General features: G+C 42.5%; 10 protein-coding genes and 2 pseudogenes. 10 read left to right on the top strand and 2 right to left on the bottom strand.

The window, feature by feature from the left end; translation table 11 throughout:
- Positions 1-54: 54 nt before the first annotated feature.
- From A8708_RS34130 to A8708_RS34090, 9 genes and pseudogenes are all read left to right on the top strand, one after another.
- Entirely contained in the window at positions 55-1401 is a 1347-nt protein-coding gene (locus A8708_RS34130; protein WP_068671473.1) for an ABC transporter substrate-binding protein, read from the top strand.
- A 93-nt stretch (positions 1402-1494) separates the two neighbouring features.
- Entirely contained in the window at positions 1495-2373 is an 879-nt protein-coding gene (locus A8708_RS34125) for a carbohydrate ABC transporter permease (protein ID WP_068671471.1), read from the top strand.
- Positions 2370-3191, top strand: a complete 822-nt coding sequence (locus A8708_RS34120; RefSeq protein WP_068671469.1) for a carbohydrate ABC transporter permease — start codon at positions 2370-2372, stop codon at positions 3189-3191. Before A8708_RS34125 ends, A8708_RS34120 begins: the two co-directional genes overlap by 4 nt.
- 130 nt (positions 3192-3321) lie before the next feature.
- Positions 3322-6750 (top strand): CBM35 domain-containing protein, encoded by a 3429-nt coding sequence (locus A8708_RS36700; protein WP_068671467.1) that lies wholly within the window; start codon positions 3322-3324, stop codon positions 6748-6750.
- 86 nt (positions 6751-6836) lie between these two features.
- Entirely contained in the window at positions 6837-9185 is a 2349-nt protein-coding gene (locus A8708_RS34110; protein WP_068671465.1) for a PDZ domain-containing protein, read from the top strand.
- Positions 9186-9228: 43 nt separating this feature from the next.
- Positions 9229-10116: a sugar phosphate isomerase/epimerase family protein gene (locus A8708_RS34105; RefSeq protein WP_068671463.1), complete on the top strand. Its 888-nt coding sequence runs from the start codon at positions 9229-9231 to the stop codon at positions 10114-10116.
- 19 nt (positions 10117-10135) lie between these two features.
- Positions 10136-11175 (top strand): annotated as a pseudogene (locus A8708_RS34100) (Gfo/Idh/MocA family protein).
- A 99-nt stretch (positions 11176-11274) separates the two neighbouring features.
- Positions 11275-12348: pseudogene (locus A8708_RS34095) on the top strand (Gfo/Idh/MocA family protein).
- A 16-nt stretch (positions 12349-12364) separates the two neighbouring features.
- Positions 12365-13333: a sugar phosphate isomerase/epimerase family protein gene (locus A8708_RS34090; RefSeq protein WP_068671461.1), complete on the top strand. Its 969-nt coding sequence runs from the start codon at positions 12365-12367 to the stop codon at positions 13331-13333.
- Between the two features lie 518 nt (positions 13334-13851).
- Here A8708_RS34090 and A8708_RS34085 read toward each other — a convergent pair.
- Together A8708_RS34085 and yicI are read right to left on the bottom strand one after the other, a co-directional pair.
- The gene (locus tag A8708_RS34085) at positions 13852-14211 is read right to left on the bottom strand and encodes an FAD-dependent monooxygenase (RefSeq protein WP_068671459.1); all 360 of its coding nucleotides are present in this window, start codon (positions 14209-14211) and stop codon (positions 13852-13854) included.
- A 171-nt stretch (positions 14212-14382) separates the two neighbouring features.
- Positions 14383-16707, bottom strand: a complete 2325-nt coding sequence (gene yicI, locus A8708_RS34080) for an alpha-xylosidase (RefSeq protein ID WP_068671457.1) — start codon at positions 16705-16707, stop codon at positions 14383-14385.
- Between the two features lie 128 nt (positions 16708-16835).
- Here yicI and A8708_RS34075 point away from each other — a divergent pair, with 128 nt between their 5' ends.
- Positions 16836-17768 (top strand): AraC family transcriptional regulator, encoded by a 933-nt coding sequence (locus A8708_RS34075; protein WP_068671455.1) that lies wholly within the window; start codon positions 16836-16838, stop codon positions 17766-17768.
- Positions 17769-17933: the final 165 nt, after the last annotated feature.

The following is a 17933-nucleotide window of genomic DNA, read 5'->3' as shown; positions in this document are numbered from 1 at the left end:
TTTATTCCTTTATGAATACGTTTACAAAAAATGAATAAAAGGGGATATGGGAACATGAATAAATTGTCTTCAATAACTACTGTTTGCCTATTAAGTATTGGTTTATTAGCGGGATGCAGTTCTTCCAAAACGGAATCAACAGCTACTGTTGCTCCAACATCGTCTGAAGTAACACCAGTCTCAACCTCAAAAGTGAAAAAAGACATTACGTTAACATACATAGCTAGTCAGGATTGGGTAAAAGATGGTGAAATGAAATTAGCCAAAAAATTCGAAGCGGAAACGGGTATTCACATTGATTACCAGATTATTCCGGCAGATCAGTATACGAATATTCTCAAAACAAAATTAAACGCCCAGGAAGCACCTGACATTTTTGGCGGGCAGAGTGGTAAAAGTGACATTGTTACACAATATAACGTAGAGAAAAATGCTGTTGATCTAAGTGGAGAAGAATGGGTGAAGCGTGAAGATCCGCTATCTATTGAACAAGCGTCGGTTAATGGCAAAGTGTATGCTTTGACAGTGTGGGATAATACGGGAAGTTGGATTATCAACTACAATAAGCAGATTTTCCAAAAGTTAGGGTTATCTATTCCGAAAACGTATTCGGAATTTAAATCAATTAGTCAAAAAATTAAAGATTCTGGGATTACACCAATCTATGAGCCTATTTCGGATGGATGGCATCACGTATTATGGTTTCCGGAAATTGGACCACGCTTCGAAGAAGTAACACCAGGCCTAACGGATAGACTAAATACAAATAAAGCGAAATTTGCCGATGATCCGACTATGTTGCTTGCTCTAACTCAACTTCAGGAAATGAACAAATTAGGATTCTTTGGGACGAATGCCTTCTCTGATACGTTTGCTGATACAGAGAAAAATATGGCAAGTGGTAAATTTGCAATGACGCTTAATAATCCAAGTGAACCTGCAAACATTGAGAAAGCCTATCCTGAAATGAAAGCGGATAACTTTGGTTTTTTTGTAATGCCACTTGCAGATAATCAAATTTTAAATGTAAATCCTGCTGCTCCAAGTAAGTTTATTTATTCAGGTTCCCAACATATTGCAGAAGCCAAACAATATTTTGCATTTTTAGCCAAACAGGAAAACTTGCAAGCATTTTTAGATAGTGAGCCTAAGTTTTCCACGCTTAATTTTCCAAATTTAAAGGATAAATTTACACCTGAGCAAAAGAAGTTTTTCGAAACCTATAAAAAGGCAGGAACAGTTTTCCAGACTTCTATTAATTATTTAAATGCGCAGTGGATGGATATAGGTAAGGAGCTTCAGGCCATGTTGGGAAGCACTTCAACACCTGCAGATGTATTAAAGTCTATTGATAAAAAGAGAGAGAGTATAGCAAAAGCTGCTAAAGATCCTGCTTGGTAATTGTAGATTATAAAAGATGGAACAACAACCCATCTGGGCTATTTTTCCAGATGGGTTGTTGTTTTTATTAAAGATAGAGTGGAGTGCATACGTATGAACAAAAAAATATATCCTTCTTATTTTGCAATTGGAGCAGTTGGTTTGTATGTGGTGTTTATCATAATCCCAAGTTTTATGGGGTTTTACTATTCATTTACGGATTGGAGCGGTTTTTCCGATGAGATCACTTTCATTGGCCTTGACAATTTCAAAATGATATTTTCATCTGATGAACATTACATGCATTATATCAATAATACGCTCATTTTTTCGGTAGCAACTATTATTTTGAAGTCGGTTTTGGGATTTTCGTTTGCCTTACTTTTAAACGAAGGTGCAAATAAATTAAGGAATATTCACCGTGTGCTGATTTTCATGCCAGCGATAATACCGGTATTAGTTGTCGGACTTATTTTTAAATCTATCTTAAATCCAGAGACAGGGTTATTGAATGTGAGCTTACGGGCAGTTGGGTTAGATGTGTTCGCACAGCAATGGCTTGTCGATCTGGATTGGGCCTTTAAATCAATTATTGCCGTGGATATTTGGAAGGGTGTTGGCTATATCATGGTCATTTTACTGGCAGGGCTCCAATCCATTTCCAAGGATTATTACGAGGCAGCCGTTATCGATGGTGCAAACTTTTTTGCAAAACTCAAACATATTACGATTCCATTGCTAATGCCCGCGCTTTTAATAACGACTGTCTTAAATCTGCTCTATGGTTTAAGGGTATTTGACATCGTCTATGTATTAACAAACGGTGGTCCGGGCTATGCGACAGATGTTATTTACACGGCTGTGTTTAAAGAGTTTTCAGAAGGGCGTTATGGTGTGGGGACTACCTTATCTACGGTTTTATTCACAGTTATGATGATCATTGGTTACTTTGTCATTCGATTAATGAGTAAAGAGGAGGGGGTTCGGACATGAAGTTAAAAAATGTACTTGGCAGCTTAAATCATTTGATTTCAATTTTGATCAGCCTTGTCATGGTTGTTCCACTCCTCTTAATTGTAAATAATTCTCTGAAGGAATCCAGTCAAGCAAGTTCTATGGGATTTGATTTACCCAAAAGCCTACATTTTGAAAACTATTCAATCGTTATAGAAAAAGGAAAACTAGCGCATACTTTTCTGAATAGTGTGATGTATTCAGGGTTTTCAACCATCATAGGGATTTTGCTCGCCTCGATGGCAGCTTATGTATTCGCAAGAAATAAGTCTAAGATGAATCGAATGATGTATTTATTTGTCATCATGGGAATAGCCATGCCAATCAATTACGTGACATTAACGAAAGTGATGCAGTTCACTCATCTAATCAATTCACAAGCAGGAATTATCATTTTATATGCTGCTTTTCAGATCCCTTTCAGCGTATTTCTTATTTATGGTTTTGTCGAAGGTGTGCCTAAAGAACTGGATGAAGCTGCAGTTGTGGATGGATGTGGCCCGAATAGAGCATTCTTTCAAGTTGTATTTCCGTTATTAAGACCCGTTGCTATTACTGCAGCTATCTTAATATTTATGAATACATGGAACGAGTTTGTGCTTCCTTTATATTATCTAAACGATACGTCAAATTGGCCAATGACGCTGGCGATATATAATTTCTTCGGACAATTTTCTAAAAATTGGAATTTAGTCTCCGCCGATATTGTATTGACAAGCTTACCTGTTGTAATCGTCTATTTATTTGGTCAAAAATACATCGTTTCAGGCATGGTTTCAGGCTCGGTGAAAGGCTGATTATTGTGAACCCATGGAAACAGAATTAGAGGGCAATCGCGGAAGGGGGGATTATTATGTAGCGAGAATGTTTGTAATTCAGGAGTTCAAGCAATGAATGAAAAGAAACATTTATTAAGGAGGAAGCAGGGTGACAAAAAGACATATCTATACAATTTTATCCCCATTCATGGTTTTAATCATGCTTTTGCAAACGATTACAATTTTCCCTAAGCAGACGCATGCAGAAATCACGGCTCCACTATCTCCTGTTTTACCAGCGTTTAGCAATCCAGTAAATCCCGTTTTTAATCCCAATTATAGCGAACTAATAGGGCGGTCTGATCTAACTTATACGGGATTAATTACAAGCGGTAATAAAGGAATGCCTGTGGCGACTGGAAGGTTCGGTGGCCCTGTTTGGCAGAGCAGTGGAAATACGCTTAGTATGCAGTTGAACCACACAGATAGCTTTATGTTCAACGATGCCTCTTCCGTCTCCAAAGATCATCAAAATTCTGGTGGAGGTGCTTTGGGACGTGTCCATGTTGGTTTTGGATCAGGTACGGTTTTTGATGCTGCTACGCAACAACGTTTATCCCTTTATGACGGCAAACTGAACATTATGGGGACAGGAGTTGCCATCAATGTCATTGCAAATATGAATTCAGATGCCATCGCGATTCAAATAACGGATAATCGCGCGACGCCTACTGCGATCACTGTCGATCTGGCCATGCTGCGCGCAGCGAACCAAGTATGGGGGGCTCATTCCGCGGTTTCCACGCTTACCACGGAATCAGATAATAAGACGATTGTACTGGAGCAAGTGATTCAGGAACCAAGCAGTACAGGGATAGCAGTTAATAATTATTACAACCGCACAGCCGTTGCGGCAACAGTTCAAGGCAGGAATGTTTCCTCGGTTTCCACCAGCACAGTTGGCACTCGTCAAGCGCTTCGCTTGAATTTGCCAGCGCAAAGCGGTAGCTTCACGGTCATTATTGGGGGAGACTCAACCATGAGTCAATCAGTAAACGTAAAAGCCAATGCGATCGCGAACGCATTGAATTCCCCGACGTATAGCAGCATATATGCGTCCAGTCAGGGATGGTGGAGCGCCTTCTGGGATAAATCTTATATCTATTTGCCTTCGAAGAAAGATTTTGAACAACGGCGCAACTATTACATGTATTTGGCAGCGATATCCAACCGAGGAAATTTCCCCTCCAAGTATAACGGCGGAATCTGGATCGGCGAGGAGGATCGGCGGGATTGGGGTAGCTTTTTTTGGAACTGGAACCAAGATTCCTTGTACCAGCCTTTGATTGCGGCAAATCATATGGAATTGATGGATCCGATGTTTAAAATGCGGGATAGAAGTTATCAGCAATACGTAACCGCCGCAGATCAAATGTGGGGCAGCCAAGGGACTTTTATCGGTGAGACGGCTGGTGTCCTTGGATGGGAAACGCTACCGAGTAATATTGCCACTTCCGTAAAGCAATATTACAATTTCACCACCAACACGCGTTCGCAAGATTTCACAAATTTAACTGCGCAGCGAAATACATTTCTTCCAGTGTGGAATTGGAACGTATTCGGCGCCAATAACCAAGCGAGTTATGTGTCGCATACGATGATGGCTACGCAGGAAACTGCGGAGTATTACTGGCAAGTCTATCTTCACACCAAAGACCTTAACTGGTTAAGGGATGAAGCCTATCCCTTTATCAAAGGTGCGGCTGAGCTTTACCGAACTTATGCAGGTTTAAGAAAAGAGACCGATGGGAAATATCATTTCTATAATACCAACCTTCACGAACATATTTGGGCTGGTAAGGACGTCATTGATGATTTGTCCATGGCTAGAGGCGTGTTTGCGGCCGTAGTTGAGGCTTCAACCTTGCTAGGAGTCGACTCAACTTTGCGACCGCAGTGGGTGGATCGCCGTGACAATCTCGCGAGATATCCATTGCGCACGGACACCGGAGCCCTATGGGCGGGTAGTACAAATTCATCGCTTGCTTCGCAACTTGCGACGAATCAGCCCGCATGGGCGCAGGGACTGCAACCGGCATACTTTATTAGAGATCTGCATGGGACTGAAAGCCCGATCTTTAAGATGCTTGAGAAGTATGATGTCCTAAATTTGGAAACCAGAGATCAGGGTCTAGATAACGGTGATTGGGCAATCGCGCTTAATACGTTTCTCCATTCTCCGGGCTACTACAATCAAGTTCAAAATCAGGTTGTTGACAGAAACGGATCCAGCCGCTTTCATGTGGACGCTGCGAAACTTGGGCGGGCGCAAGATATGGATGAGATTTTAAATACACAATATGGTGTGTTCACTATTAATGGCGTGAACCCGAACCTGCTATTTGACCAAGGTGATTATTATTCGGCAGAAGGCTATGGGACTTTCTCCGCTGCGATTCAGGAAGCGCTCAATCAAAGCCTTAGTCCAACGCCTGTCGGTGATCCCGTGATACGCGTGTTCCCGGCATGGCCAACGGCGTGGGACGCCAAATACAAACTGCTTGCAAAAGATGGTTTCGAGGTTTCCTCTTCCATGAAATCAGGGGATATTCAATATGTCGAGATTGAATCGAAGCTTGGAAATGTAGCTCGTGTTCGAAACCCGTGGACAACAAATGTCGTGCTTTATCGCAATGGTGTTCAGAGTCAGACGCTTTCCGGCTCCTTGCTTAGCTTTAACACCATGGCTGGGGAAACCATCGTGCTTGTGAGACCGGGAACAACGCCGGATCAGTACAGAAGTTCCACCTTGGATGGATCGAGCACAGGTGTGGGCACGTATGAAGCGGAGAGCGCTCAATTGTCGAGTGGCGCAAAAGTGAACAACGATCATCCGGGATATACCGGTTCGGGATTTGTTGACGGTTACTGGACTTCCGGAGCAACTGCGACTTTTAGCGTGAATGTTGCAACTGCTGGCAGCTATCGGGTGACCACTCGTTATGCCAATGCTCAGAACAATCCATCTACAGCAAGTCTCTATGTAAACGGAACGAAAATTAAACAATCAAACTTCCCCAAACTGGCGAACTGGGATACATGGGGGAATCAATCAGAAGTCATCACTCTGAACTCTGGATCTAATACGATTGCTTACAAATACGACACGGGAGATACGGGTTGGATTAATCTCGATAATATTACGCTCACTTCTTTGATAAAAGCTGAAGCGGAATCCGCACAATTATCAGGGGGAGCGAAGGTGAACACAGACCATACGGGCTACTCGGGAACAGGCTTTGTCGACGGGTATTGGATCTCAGGAGCAAACACGACGTTTAGTGTTACGGTTCCTACCGCAGGGAATTACAGCATATCAGCACGTTACGCCAATGCGCAAAATAATCCGTCCACTGCAAGTATTTATGTGAATGGAACGAAAATTAAACAGGCAACCTTTGCCAAACTAGCTAATTGGGATACTTGGGCGAACCAAACGGATGTCCTAGCACTGAACGCTGGCGTCAATACAATTACCTATAAATACGATACTGGTGATACGGGATATATCAATTTAGACTACATTCAAGTGCAATAAGATTTAGAAAGTATACGGGTTCTATTCTCCAGGGAACTGGAGAATAGAACTGTAAGGAAGCTCTCTAGAAAGAAAGGAAACTATGCATGAATAACTCAAAAGTACAAATTTATGTCTCCCCAGGTGGAAATGATCTTGCAGTAGGGAGCATGGGGGAGCCTTTTTCCACACTGCAGCGGGCACAGCTTGAAGCACGTTTGGCAGCGAAAAAGGGAATGACGGCCCATGTTTTCGTATATGGAGGTACTTACTATCTCACTGAAGAACTGAAGTTTATGCCAGAGGACTCTGGAACCGCAGATGTTCAAGTCATTTATGAAGCAGTGCCTGGCCATGAGGTCATTATTAGTGGTGGTAGAAAACTTGATCTTAAATGGACTACATATGAAGGACCTATTATGCAAACAACGGGGATTCCATCCCATTTAAAATTAGATCAGTTATTCATAAATGGCAAGCAAATGCATATGGCAAGATACCCTAGTTTTAATGAACATACCCGTATTATGAATGGCTACGCCAAGGATTGTATGGAACCAGAACGGATCAAGAACTGGACAAATCCAACCGGAGGTTACGTCCATGCCATGCACAAGCATTTATGGGGGGACTACCATTATCTGATAAAAGGCAAGGATAATAACAACCAGCTTCTAATGGAAGGAGGCTGGCAAAATAATCGGCAAATGGGTATGCATGATGATTACCGCTATGTGGAACATATTTTTGAGGAATTGAACGCTCCAGGGGAATGGTACTACGACGAAATAGGCGGAACGCTCTATGTATATCCCTATCCAGAAATGGTATTGAAGGAAGCATTGGTTGAGGGGGTCTTTTTGTCACATTTAATTGAATTTATTGGAAGTGAGGATGCTCCGGTTCATCATATTCAGCTTAATGGCTTTACTTTTAAACACGCGAAGAGAACCTTTATGGATAACCGGGAGCCGTTGCTCCGAAGCGACTGGACGACGTATCGCGGTGGTGCGATCGTGTTGCGTGGAACAGAGAATTGTTCAATTAAGGATTGTACTTTCGTACATGTAGGCGGGAATGCTGTATTCGTTGATAGCTATAATCGAAACGCCGTCATTCGAGGATGTCATATTATGGATGTTGGTGCAAACGGAATTGCTTTTGTAGGAGATCCGAATGCAGTTCGTAGTCCCTTGTTTGAATATAATGAACGTCAAAAGCTTCAAGACATTGATCAAACCCCAGGACCAAAAACAAATCAATACCCAGCAGAGTGTTTGGTTGAGGACTGCCTGATTTATAGAGTTGGACGTGTGGAAAAGCAATCTGCGGCAATTCAAATTTCCATGGCTCTCGATATAACCGTTCGACATTGCAGCATTTACGAGGTACCAAGAGCTGGAATTAATATGTCGGAGGGAACATTCGGTGGTCATGTCATTGAGCACTGCGATATATTTGATACCGTTCTTGAAACAGGCGATCACGGTTCGTTTAACTCGTGGGGGAGAGACAGGTATTGGCTACTGGAAGATATCGATATGGACAACATAAATTTGGATAGCGAGACGGAGGATAACGTATTACCTATTTTGGATATGGTAAGGCCAATTACCCTCCGAAATAATAGATGGCGATGTGATTATGGATGGGATATCGATCTTGACGATGGTTCCACTTGGTATCATATCTACAATAATTTATGTCTCGGTGGCGGTATTAAGTTGCGTGAAGGTTTCTACCGAAAATGCGAAAACAATATTTTGGTAAATAATTCGTTTCATCCGCACGTATGGTTTAAAGGAAGTAGGGACGTTTTTCGAAATAATATCTTCTTTACCGAGTATGCTCCCATTCGTGTACCAAAACCATGGGGACAAATATGCGATTGGAACCTGCTTCATAATGCCGATTTATTGGAACCAGAGCCTGCTTTAATACTTCATGAACAGAGCGGTGGGGATATGCATTCAATGATTGGCGATGCGTTGTTTATGGATACTTCTTCTGGCAATTATCAAGTGCATAACGATTCTCCTGCTCTCAAATTGGGGTTTCGCAATTTCCCAATGGATCAGTTCGGCGTACGCAAGCCTGAATTAAAGAAGATTTCGAAAGCCCCCAAAATGCCTGAACTTGGCGTTGTTGTCAGCGAATCTGGTCGTCTCCCACAGTATTCCCGTTGGGATCAATGCAAAATTAAAAATATTGTTGGGATGGGGGAGGTGTCTGCTGCGGGTTTGCCTGCTGAAACAGGGGTAATTATAGAATCAATTCCGTGGGGGAGTTGGCAGATGGAGAAAGGCTTTCAAGTAGATGATGTGATCTTGGAGTTGAATCGAGAGAAAGTGGACACGGTAGATGATTTGTTACGCTTATACCAAGCTGAGACCTCAGGTAAGAGCTTTAGCGTTAGGGTTTTCCGTGGGCAAAGAGAGATAGATTTGGACGTGTAGCGGTTCGAAGGACCAGTCAGTTATTGTATGAGGAGGATTCTCTATGGGAAAATTACGTATTGGAACAATGGTGTGGGGTGGCAATGCCTTGAATGTCATCCCACAAATTTTGCCCCACGGATTTGAAAGCTTTGATGTCTCATTTTGGTTGACTACTGGAGATACAGATCTAAGGGAAACAGCAAAACGACTTCATGACATCTTAGCAGAAAAAGATGTGACAATTTCTTGTCTCTCTATTTTTGGTAACCCACTAACGGGCATAGGAGATAGTGAAGACACCCTTGCCAGTTGGGAGCGTCTGATTGATAACGCGCATCACTTTGGTGTCGATCTCGTTACTGGGTTTACTGGACGTCTCACTGACCGTCCTATCGATGAATCTATACCTCGGTTTAAAGAAGTATTTGGGGAATTATCTAGGAGAGCTATGGATAAAGGAGTCCGCCTCGCATTCGAAAATTGCGACATGGATGGGAATTGGAAGGGGGGGGACTGGAATATCGCACATAATCCAACTGCCTGGGAAATGATGTTTAACGCAGTCCCTATGGATAACATCGGCTTGGAGTGGGAACCTGCCCATCAATTGGTTAGTTTGATGGATCCGATTCCACAACTTCGTAAATGGGTTCATAAAGTATTTCACGTACACGGGAAAGATGCCACAATCGCGTGGGATATTGTGAAGGAATATGGTATCCATGGTCCTAAAGAATTTGTCTGGCATCGTACCCCTGGTTTCGGGGATAGCAATTGGACGGACATAATCACGATTTTAAGACAGGCTGGCTATGAGGGGACGATCGATATAGAAGGTTGGCACGACCCTGTATATAAAGGAGATTTGGAAATGACAGGACAAGTACATGCATTGAATTATTTGAAGCAATGTCGTGGCGGATTATTAATTCCAAATCCAATAAAATAAACATAAGGGGATACATAGTATGGGAAAAATAAAAGTTGTATCGGTTGGCTGCGGAATCATAGCCAATGAATGGATGAAGAATGCCCTCCCAAGAACAGACATGGAAATTGTAGCGTTGGTGGATATTAGAAAGGAATCTGCGGAGGCATTAGCTTCACGTTATGGATTGACTTGCCCGACATTTACCGATGTAGCTACTGCTATTCAACAAACAAATGCTGATGTGGTGTTCGACTTAACGATTCCGGCAAGCCATTTCAGTGTATGTACAACGGCCATTAATCATGGATGCGACGTTTTTAGTGAAAAACCTATGGCTGCAACAATGACAGAAGCTCGTGATATGATTCGGCATGTAGAGCGAAAAGGGAGATTCTTCTCAGTCATGCAGAACCAAAGATATAACCCAAATATTCGCGCGTTACGCCATCTTGTTCACTCTGGAGCAATAGGTGTTCCAGGGTATATTGGCGCCGACTTTTTCATAGGGGCTCACTTCGACGGGTTTCGTGTTTTAATGGATAGTCCGCTTGTACTGGATATGGCAATTCATACTTTTGACCAAGCACGTTTTATTTTAGGAGCAGATCCCGTATCTGTATATTGTCATGAATTTAATCCATTTGGATCTTGGTACAGTGGCAACGCAGCAGCAATATGTATTTTTGAAATGTCAGATGAGTCCGTTTTTTGTTATCGCGGCTCTTGGTGTGCAGAAGGGGCCTCTACCGCCTGGGAATCTAGTTGGCGGGTTACGGGTGAAAAAGGGACTGCAATTTGGGATGGACATAGTGCACCTTATGCAGAAATCGTTTCTCTGAGTGGTCAAGAAGACAAGTTTATTCGTGATTATACGCGCATTGAAAGTGATTATAAATGATTGGAAACTTGGGCCATGCTGGTTGTCTCGATGAGATGTTCTCTGCCCTAAAGGAAGGCCGATACGCGGAGACGGATTGCCGAGATAATATCAATAGCATTGCAATGGTACTTGGAGCTGTTGAGAGTGCCAAAACAGGCAAAAAAGTTGATCTTTTGAATTACATCCAGAATGGATAAAACATATGTGGTCATGTATGGAGTAAGAGAAAAAAACGAAAATTACCTCTTCATTGTGCTATTCGGTATGAATAAAACAAAGAGAGGAATATTGCCATAATGGACATTCGAGTAGGAATGATTGGTTACAAATTTATGGGGAAAGCACACAGTCATGCGTATCGTGACTTACCTATGTTTTTTCCTGAAGCGGTAAAACCAGTGATGAAACTAGTCTGTGGTCGGGATGAAGCAGGAGTGTCTCAAGCGGCAAGTCAATTCGGTTGGGAGGGCTATATTACCGATTGGCGGCAATTGTTGGAGAGGGACGATATTGATTTGATAGATATCAACGCCCCGAGCGATGCGCATAAAGAGATTGCACTTGCGGCGGTGAAGGCCGGTAAGCATTTGTTGTGCGAGAAACCGATGGCTCTGACTTTGGCCGATGCAAGAGAGATGCTATACGCGGCGGAGGAGGAGGGCGTGAAGCACATGGTCGGTTTCAATTATCGTTTCGCTCCCGCAGTGCAGCTTGCCAAGAAGCTGATTCAGGAAGGCAGGATTGGGAAAATTTATCATTTTCGTGGATTATTTCTACAGGATTGGATCGTGGATCCTGGAGCCTGATTTTCCCCTTGTCTGGCGGCTGCAGAAGGAGATTGCTGGTTCTGGTTCGCATGGCGACCTTGGAGCTCATATAATTGACCTAGCTCATTTCTTGGTTGGCGATATTTCCGAGGTCATCGGGATGAGTGAGACATTTATTAAAGAACGACCAATTCCTTCTTCAATGACTGGCCTTAGCGTTTTGAAGCATCGCGTTTTGCACCAGGACATCGCTGTTCCAACTCATTTGAAATTAATGGAAGCAAAGGAAGCATCCGATTCGATTTTGAAAGAATGAATGAACTGGAAGTTTATTTTACCGAAGACACAGAAGATGTACAAGGATTCCGTAGGGTTTTGGCAACCGATTCGGCACACGCCTATATGCAAGCATGGTGGCCTCCAGGTCATACCATTGGATTTGAACACACCTTTATTCATGAGATCCTGGAACTGCTGCAAGCCATAAAAGAAGATCGTTTGCCAAGTCCAAATTTTCACGATGGAGTGAAATGTCAAGAGGTCTTAGAAGCGGTTGATTTATCGATTGCGGAACGTCGCTGGGTACAAATAAAAGAAGTTTAATAATGGAGGGGTATCCATGAAAATAGGAGTTTTTACCGTTTTATTTGGCAGTAAGTCCTTTGAAGAGACCCTGGATTACCTAGCCGAACGAGGCGTTGAATCCATTGAAATAGGAACTGGTGGATATGTCGGAAACGCTCATTGCAATCCGGGAGAACTCCTTCAAGCTCCTGAAAGGATTAAGGAGTTTAAGAAAGCAGTGGATGCCCGGAACATGACGATTAGCGCATTAAGCTGCCATGGGAATCCGCTTCATCCTCAAAAGGAACTTGCTCGTGCTTTTCAGGACGACATTGTAAAAAGCGTTCAATTGGCTGAGAAACTGGAAATTCCAGTTGTCGTGACGTTTTCTGGACTTCCAGGTGACCATGAAGATGCTAAATATCCAAATTGGCCAGTATCCCCATGGCCGAATGATTTTCAAGAAGTGCATGCCTGGCAGTGGGAAAATAAAGTGATTCCTTATTGGACTGCAATGGGCAAATTTGCCGAACAGCACAATGTAAAGTTTGCTCTTGAGCCGCATGGGGGCTTCTCCGTCCACTCTCCAGCTACTTTGTTAAAGCTTCGCAAAGAGGTTGGCGAGGTTGTCGGTGCGAATTTGGACCCCAGCCATATGTGGTGGCAAGGAATAGATCCTGTTCAGGCCATTCGAATTTTAGGAAACGAAGGAGCCATTTATCATTTCCATGCGAAGGATACAGCGATTGATCCAGTAAATGTAAATAGGTTTGGTTTAACCGATATGCAATCGTATTCTGATATGTTGAGTCGAGCTTGGATGTTCCGTACCGTTGGTTATGGACACGATTTGAAAGTATGGTCGGATATTATTAGTGCGCTCCGTTTAGTCGGTTACGACGGGGCAATAAGTATAGAACATGAAGACGGATTAATGTCCATAGATGAGGGACTGGGAAAAGCCGTGTATAATTTGAAACAGGTGTTAATTAAAGAACCGTTAGGCGAAATGTGGTGGGTGTAGTCTAAGTATGGCGGGAGTTCGACATGCCATTCGGGCAAAATGCTGCTACTGCTAGTAAAACAATCTTACAATATTTTACTTATAACGAGAAATCGCCAAAATTTAAATGTCAAAACACCTGGATAAGTACTTAAATAAAGACAAAACAAGCTACAACTCACAATTATTGTGAGTTGTAGCTTGTTTTGTCGGTGATTGGAAGATGAAGTGTCGCTTGATTGAAATATAAATGACGTGAGCTTTAGCCTTGATGCTATGGGCTTTTTCGTATTTAATTGTAATTTTGAGTTTACTAGATTATTTTAAATTCCAACATGGATTGATGTATTAGTGTTTAGAAATTGTAATATGATTTGAAGTTTCTATTGAATAATAATAGAAAAAAGTGAAAAGGAATTAACTATTTTAGCAAAATAAGTTTGAACCTCATATGATTCTAAATAAGTACAAAAATGATGTATATATGATCATATAAGCTAGTGTAGGATCAGTGCGGTGGCTGTCAGCTTGAGCTTTCATCAGCACCAATCAGATATTTGCAGCGAACGTTGTCCCCGGAAGAGAGCTTCGCAATTACAAATAGAATCATGTTTGAAACTTTCCACGGCTTTGCCGACCTCTATCATAAGTCCGTTGCGATCGATCAAGCGATGCATGATGGCGTCGGTGCGGAGCTGAGGTATCAATAAGGTGTTTGGATAAGGTGCGTTTGGAGTGGATATTTTCTGCAGTATCATTCGCCACGGCACTGTAAACGGTCCGATATGGATGCCAGCAAGAGGGCACTCTCCACCTTCAGCCAAAGCTTCTTCTAATACCCCGAGGTCTTCAAAGACCTCAAAAGTACGTGGTTGAACTCCCTTTGCACGAGAGCCCATGAATGTGTTTGGTGCCTTATCAATTAGTCAAACTCTAAGACCGCGTCGTAGAAGGTCTGCTGCAAGCGTGGGCCCAGTTGGGCTAGCACCGGCGATAAGTATTCATACTCCAATTAGATATTACAGGTAAAGATTTAAATAATTGTTCTCTAACTAAAAATTAAGCTTCCACTACAACCTTATAGTAATCAGCGACGTATTTGTTTCTGGTTTAAGTACAATTCCAATCGAAGAATCTGCCCAAGTAGCACCTTCTACCGTAGCGATTTGATGTATGCCTCTTAGCACTAGTGTGTAAGATTTCGTTTGCCCGCCTTGAACGGTAATGTTAATTAGACCATCTTGTCGAGTAGCCTTCCCATTTAACTGTAATTTCGTGTGAATATCATATACATCTGATTCCGTGGTAGCACCATCCTCAAGTTGGAACAAATGGAACGAAACCCCGTCGGCATAATCATAATCGGGCTTGCTATCATTTGCTCCAACCGCTAGCAATGTATTGGGTTTAACCAGCAACGGAATAGATAGGTAGCCATGTGTTTCCTCATGCCATTTACCGCCTTCAACGACGCGCTCGCTAAAGAAATCGCTCCATCGTCCCTCAGGAACATAATACTGTACCTGACCTTGTTCATTAAAGATAGGGGCAACGAGTAAACTGTCACCAAGCATGTATTGTGTATCTAGGTGATGTGTGGTCGGGTCCATAGGGAAATCCAATACCATCGCTCGCATCATGGGAATCCCCATTTCTGTTGATTGGATAGCACTTCCAAACAGATAGGGCATTAAGGTGCTTTTTAACTTTGTGAAATAGCGGAGCACATCGACGGCTTCCTCGTCAAACAGCCATGGAACGCGATAGGATTCATTGCCATGTAGACGGCTATGAGAAGATAGTAAACCAAAAGCTACCCAACGCTTGTAGATATCAGGTGGTGCAGTTTTTTCAAATCCGCTGATGTCATGGCTCCAGAAACCGAAGCCCGATAAACCGAGGGACAGTCCACCTCGCAGCGATTCTGCCATAGAGTCGTAATTAGCGGAGCAGTCACCACCCCAATGAACCGGGAATTGCTGTCCTCCTGCGGTTGCAGAGCGGGCAAATAACATGGCTTCGTTCTTGCCAAGCTTTTCTTCTAACACTTCGAATACTGCCTTATTGTAAAGGAATGTGTAATAATTATGCATTTTAAAAGGGTCGGAACCATTATAGTATTTGACATCAGTTGGGATGCGTTCGCCAAAATCGGTTTTGAAACAATCTACCCCCATGTCCACTAGTCGCCTTAAATGCTCCTTATACCATTCCGTCGCATCTGGATTCGTGAAATCGACTAGACCCATGCCTGCTTGCCAGAGATCCCATTGCCAAACGTGATCATCCAGGGTTTTAACTAAATAACCCTTTTCCATACCTTCTTTAAAAAGAGGCGACTTCTGACCAATGTAGGAATTGATCCAGACACATATTTTGAGACCCTTGTTTTTCAAACGTTTGAGCATGCCAACAGGGTCTGGGAACATATCGGCATCCCACTCAAAGTTGGTCCATTGATATTCTTTCATCCAAAAACAATCAAAATGGAAGACATGAAGTGGAATGTCACGCTCGAACATACCGTCAATAAAGCTATTGACAGTTGCTTCGTCATAATCGGTTGTGAAAGAGGTTGTTAACCATAGTCCGAAGGACCACGCGGGTGGCAGTGCAGGTTTACCGGTAAGCTTCGTGTAATTGTTCAAAACATCTTTAAGTGTTTTACCGCCTATGATGAAATACTCGATCGTTTCACCAGGTACGCTAAACTGAACTTTTGATACAACTTCAGAGCCTACTTCGAACGAGACACGTTCGGGATGGTTAACGAACACACCATATCCTTTGCTAGATAAGTAAAAGGGAACATTTTTGTAGGATTGATCAGAGCTCGTGCCACCATCTTCGTTCCAAATATCTATCGTCTGCCCGTTCTTCACAACATTCGTAAAGCGCTCGCCAAGTCCGTAAATATGCTCGCCAACGCCTAGTTCAAGCTGTTCACGCACAAATGCTTCTTTATTATCTGTCGTAATATAACCTGCACCCTTACTGTTGGTACCGGTTAGGCGGCGATTTTCGAAGAAGAACTCAGCTGCCCATGTGCTATGGTTGTTAATTTTCACGCTTAAGTTGCCAGATGACAAAGTCACATGGTCGCTGCTATTTTTAATAGAAAGTGGCGTATGTGGATTCGTGAAGAGTTCAAAGGCAGGTTCTGTCAAAGTCCTCCCAGCATGATGAGTCCAGCTTACCCGAATAATATCAGGTAGAGGAGAACTCAATTCGCAGGTTAACATCGCACCATTTAGCGTATCTCCTTTTCGCTGGATTTTCCGCGTGGCCGTGTAGACGGTTAGCTTATCTTCTTCTGCATGAACCTCCCGAACATCAATCGGATTTTGAATGGTATATCCTTCCTTTGTCATCCAATAACCATTTGAAAATTTCATTGCCATCATCCCTTCAATATTTATAATAAAAGTATATTGATTTATATGAATGTATTCTTTCATTATTTTATTAATTATTATCATGATTTTGATATTAATTAAACCTCGAAGGAGATAACTGTACTGTTATGCTGCAAACTAATCTAAAAGAAAATCGTGTGCACGGTGATCCACTGTATCCGATACGTGTGTATGAAATATGCTGTCAGCCAGGAGAAGAATTGCTCGAACTTCATTGGCATGAGGAGTTAGAGTTTCTCATGGTAACTAAGGGAAAAGCGGTATTTCGGGTTTCAATGGATGACTATACATTGGAAGCTGGGGATGCGATTTTTGTTAATGCAGGTCAGCTTCATTCAGGTCAACTTGTTGATGATGAAGCGTGTTGCTTTACGGCAATAGTATTTCACGCGGATGTTTTGGGAGGTGGGCAATTTGATATTGTCCGTGAGAAATATATTCTCCCCTTGATTCAGCAGAATTTTGTCATTCCTGTACACATTACTCGTCATACGGAAAGGGAAAAGGAATTGTTAGCATTGCTACAGGAAGTTTTCCAGTTGAATGTGAGCGAAGGGCTCTTGTATGAATTATCGACAAAGGGACTGCTGCTAATGATTATTTCTAAGCTTATCCTGCTTGGTGGACCCGTCTTTCGTGAGCTTCCGTTATCGGTCAACCATACAAAAGTAGATCGATTAAAAATGATCATTGCGTATATAAACTTGAATTTCAGCCTTCCTATCCGATTGGAGGATTTAGCGGCGCTAGTGTCATTTAGCGATTCCTATTTCTGCAGATATTTCAAGAGTTACACAGGAAAAAGCCCACTAGTGTACTTAAATCAAGTGCGGGTGCAACGAGCGGCAATTCTGCTCCGAGAAACGGATCGGAGAATTACGGAGATTTCGTTGGATGTTGGATTCAATACCTTGAGCTATTTTATTGGTGTATTCAAAGCGCATTTTGGGGATACGCCATCTACATATAGGAAAAGGGATAAAATGGGGGAGAAAATAGCACAGAAGCGATTAATCTCTAATCTGCATGAGGATATCTGAAATGTGATATGTGAATCTAGTAAATACTCAACTTATTCCGGAAATCAGAAACTGGTTACAACGTGTATTAACCTATGTACCGCATCTTTTCTAGTATATATGTGATATGCAAGGTATCATGGAACATTTTAATAACGGTCTTCGTATTTCTGACCTTCCACCGTT

It is taken from the genome of Paenibacillus oryzisoli, assembly GCF_001653565.1.
In the GTDB taxonomy this organism is placed as follows: Bacteria; Bacillota; Bacilli; order Paenibacillales; family NBRC-103111; genus Paenibacillus_E; species Paenibacillus_E oryzisoli.
Note: the sequence above shows the minus strand (reverse complement) of the source record. Positions and strands in the feature narration are given on the sequence as shown.

Bases quoted from the DNA above. Each gene is read 5' to 3' on its own strand.
- A8708_RS34130 (WP_068671473.1), top strand. From the start codon at position 55: ATGAATAAATTGTCTTCAATAACTACTGTTTGCCTATTAAGTATTGGT.
- A8708_RS34125 (WP_068671471.1), top strand. From the start codon at position 1,495: ATGAACAAAAAAATATATCCTTCTTATTTTGCAATTGGAGCAGTTGGT.
- A8708_RS34120 (WP_068671469.1), top strand. From the start codon at position 2,370: ATGAAGTTAAAAAATGTACTTGGCAGCTTAAATCATTTGATTTCAATT.
- A8708_RS34110 (WP_068671465.1), top strand. From the start codon at position 6,837: ATGAATAACTCAAAAGTACAAATTTATGTCTCCCCAGGTGGAAATGAT.
- A8708_RS34105 (WP_068671463.1), top strand. From the start codon at position 9,229: ATGGGAAAATTACGTATTGGAACAATGGTGTGGGGTGGCAATGCCTTG.
- A8708_RS34090 (WP_068671461.1), top strand. From the start codon at position 12,365: ATGAAAATAGGAGTTTTTACCGTTTTATTTGGCAGTAAGTCCTTTGAA.
- A8708_RS34085 (WP_068671459.1), bottom strand. From the start codon at position 14,211: ATGGGCTCTCGTGCAAAGGGAGTTCAACCACGTACTTTTGAGGTCTTT.
- yicI (WP_068671457.1), bottom strand. From the start codon at position 16,707: ATGAAATTTTCAAATGGTTATTGGATGACAAAGGAAGGATATACCATT.
- A8708_RS34075 (WP_068671455.1), top strand. From the start codon at position 16,836: ATGCTGCAAACTAATCTAAAAGAAAATCGTGTGCACGGTGATCCACTG.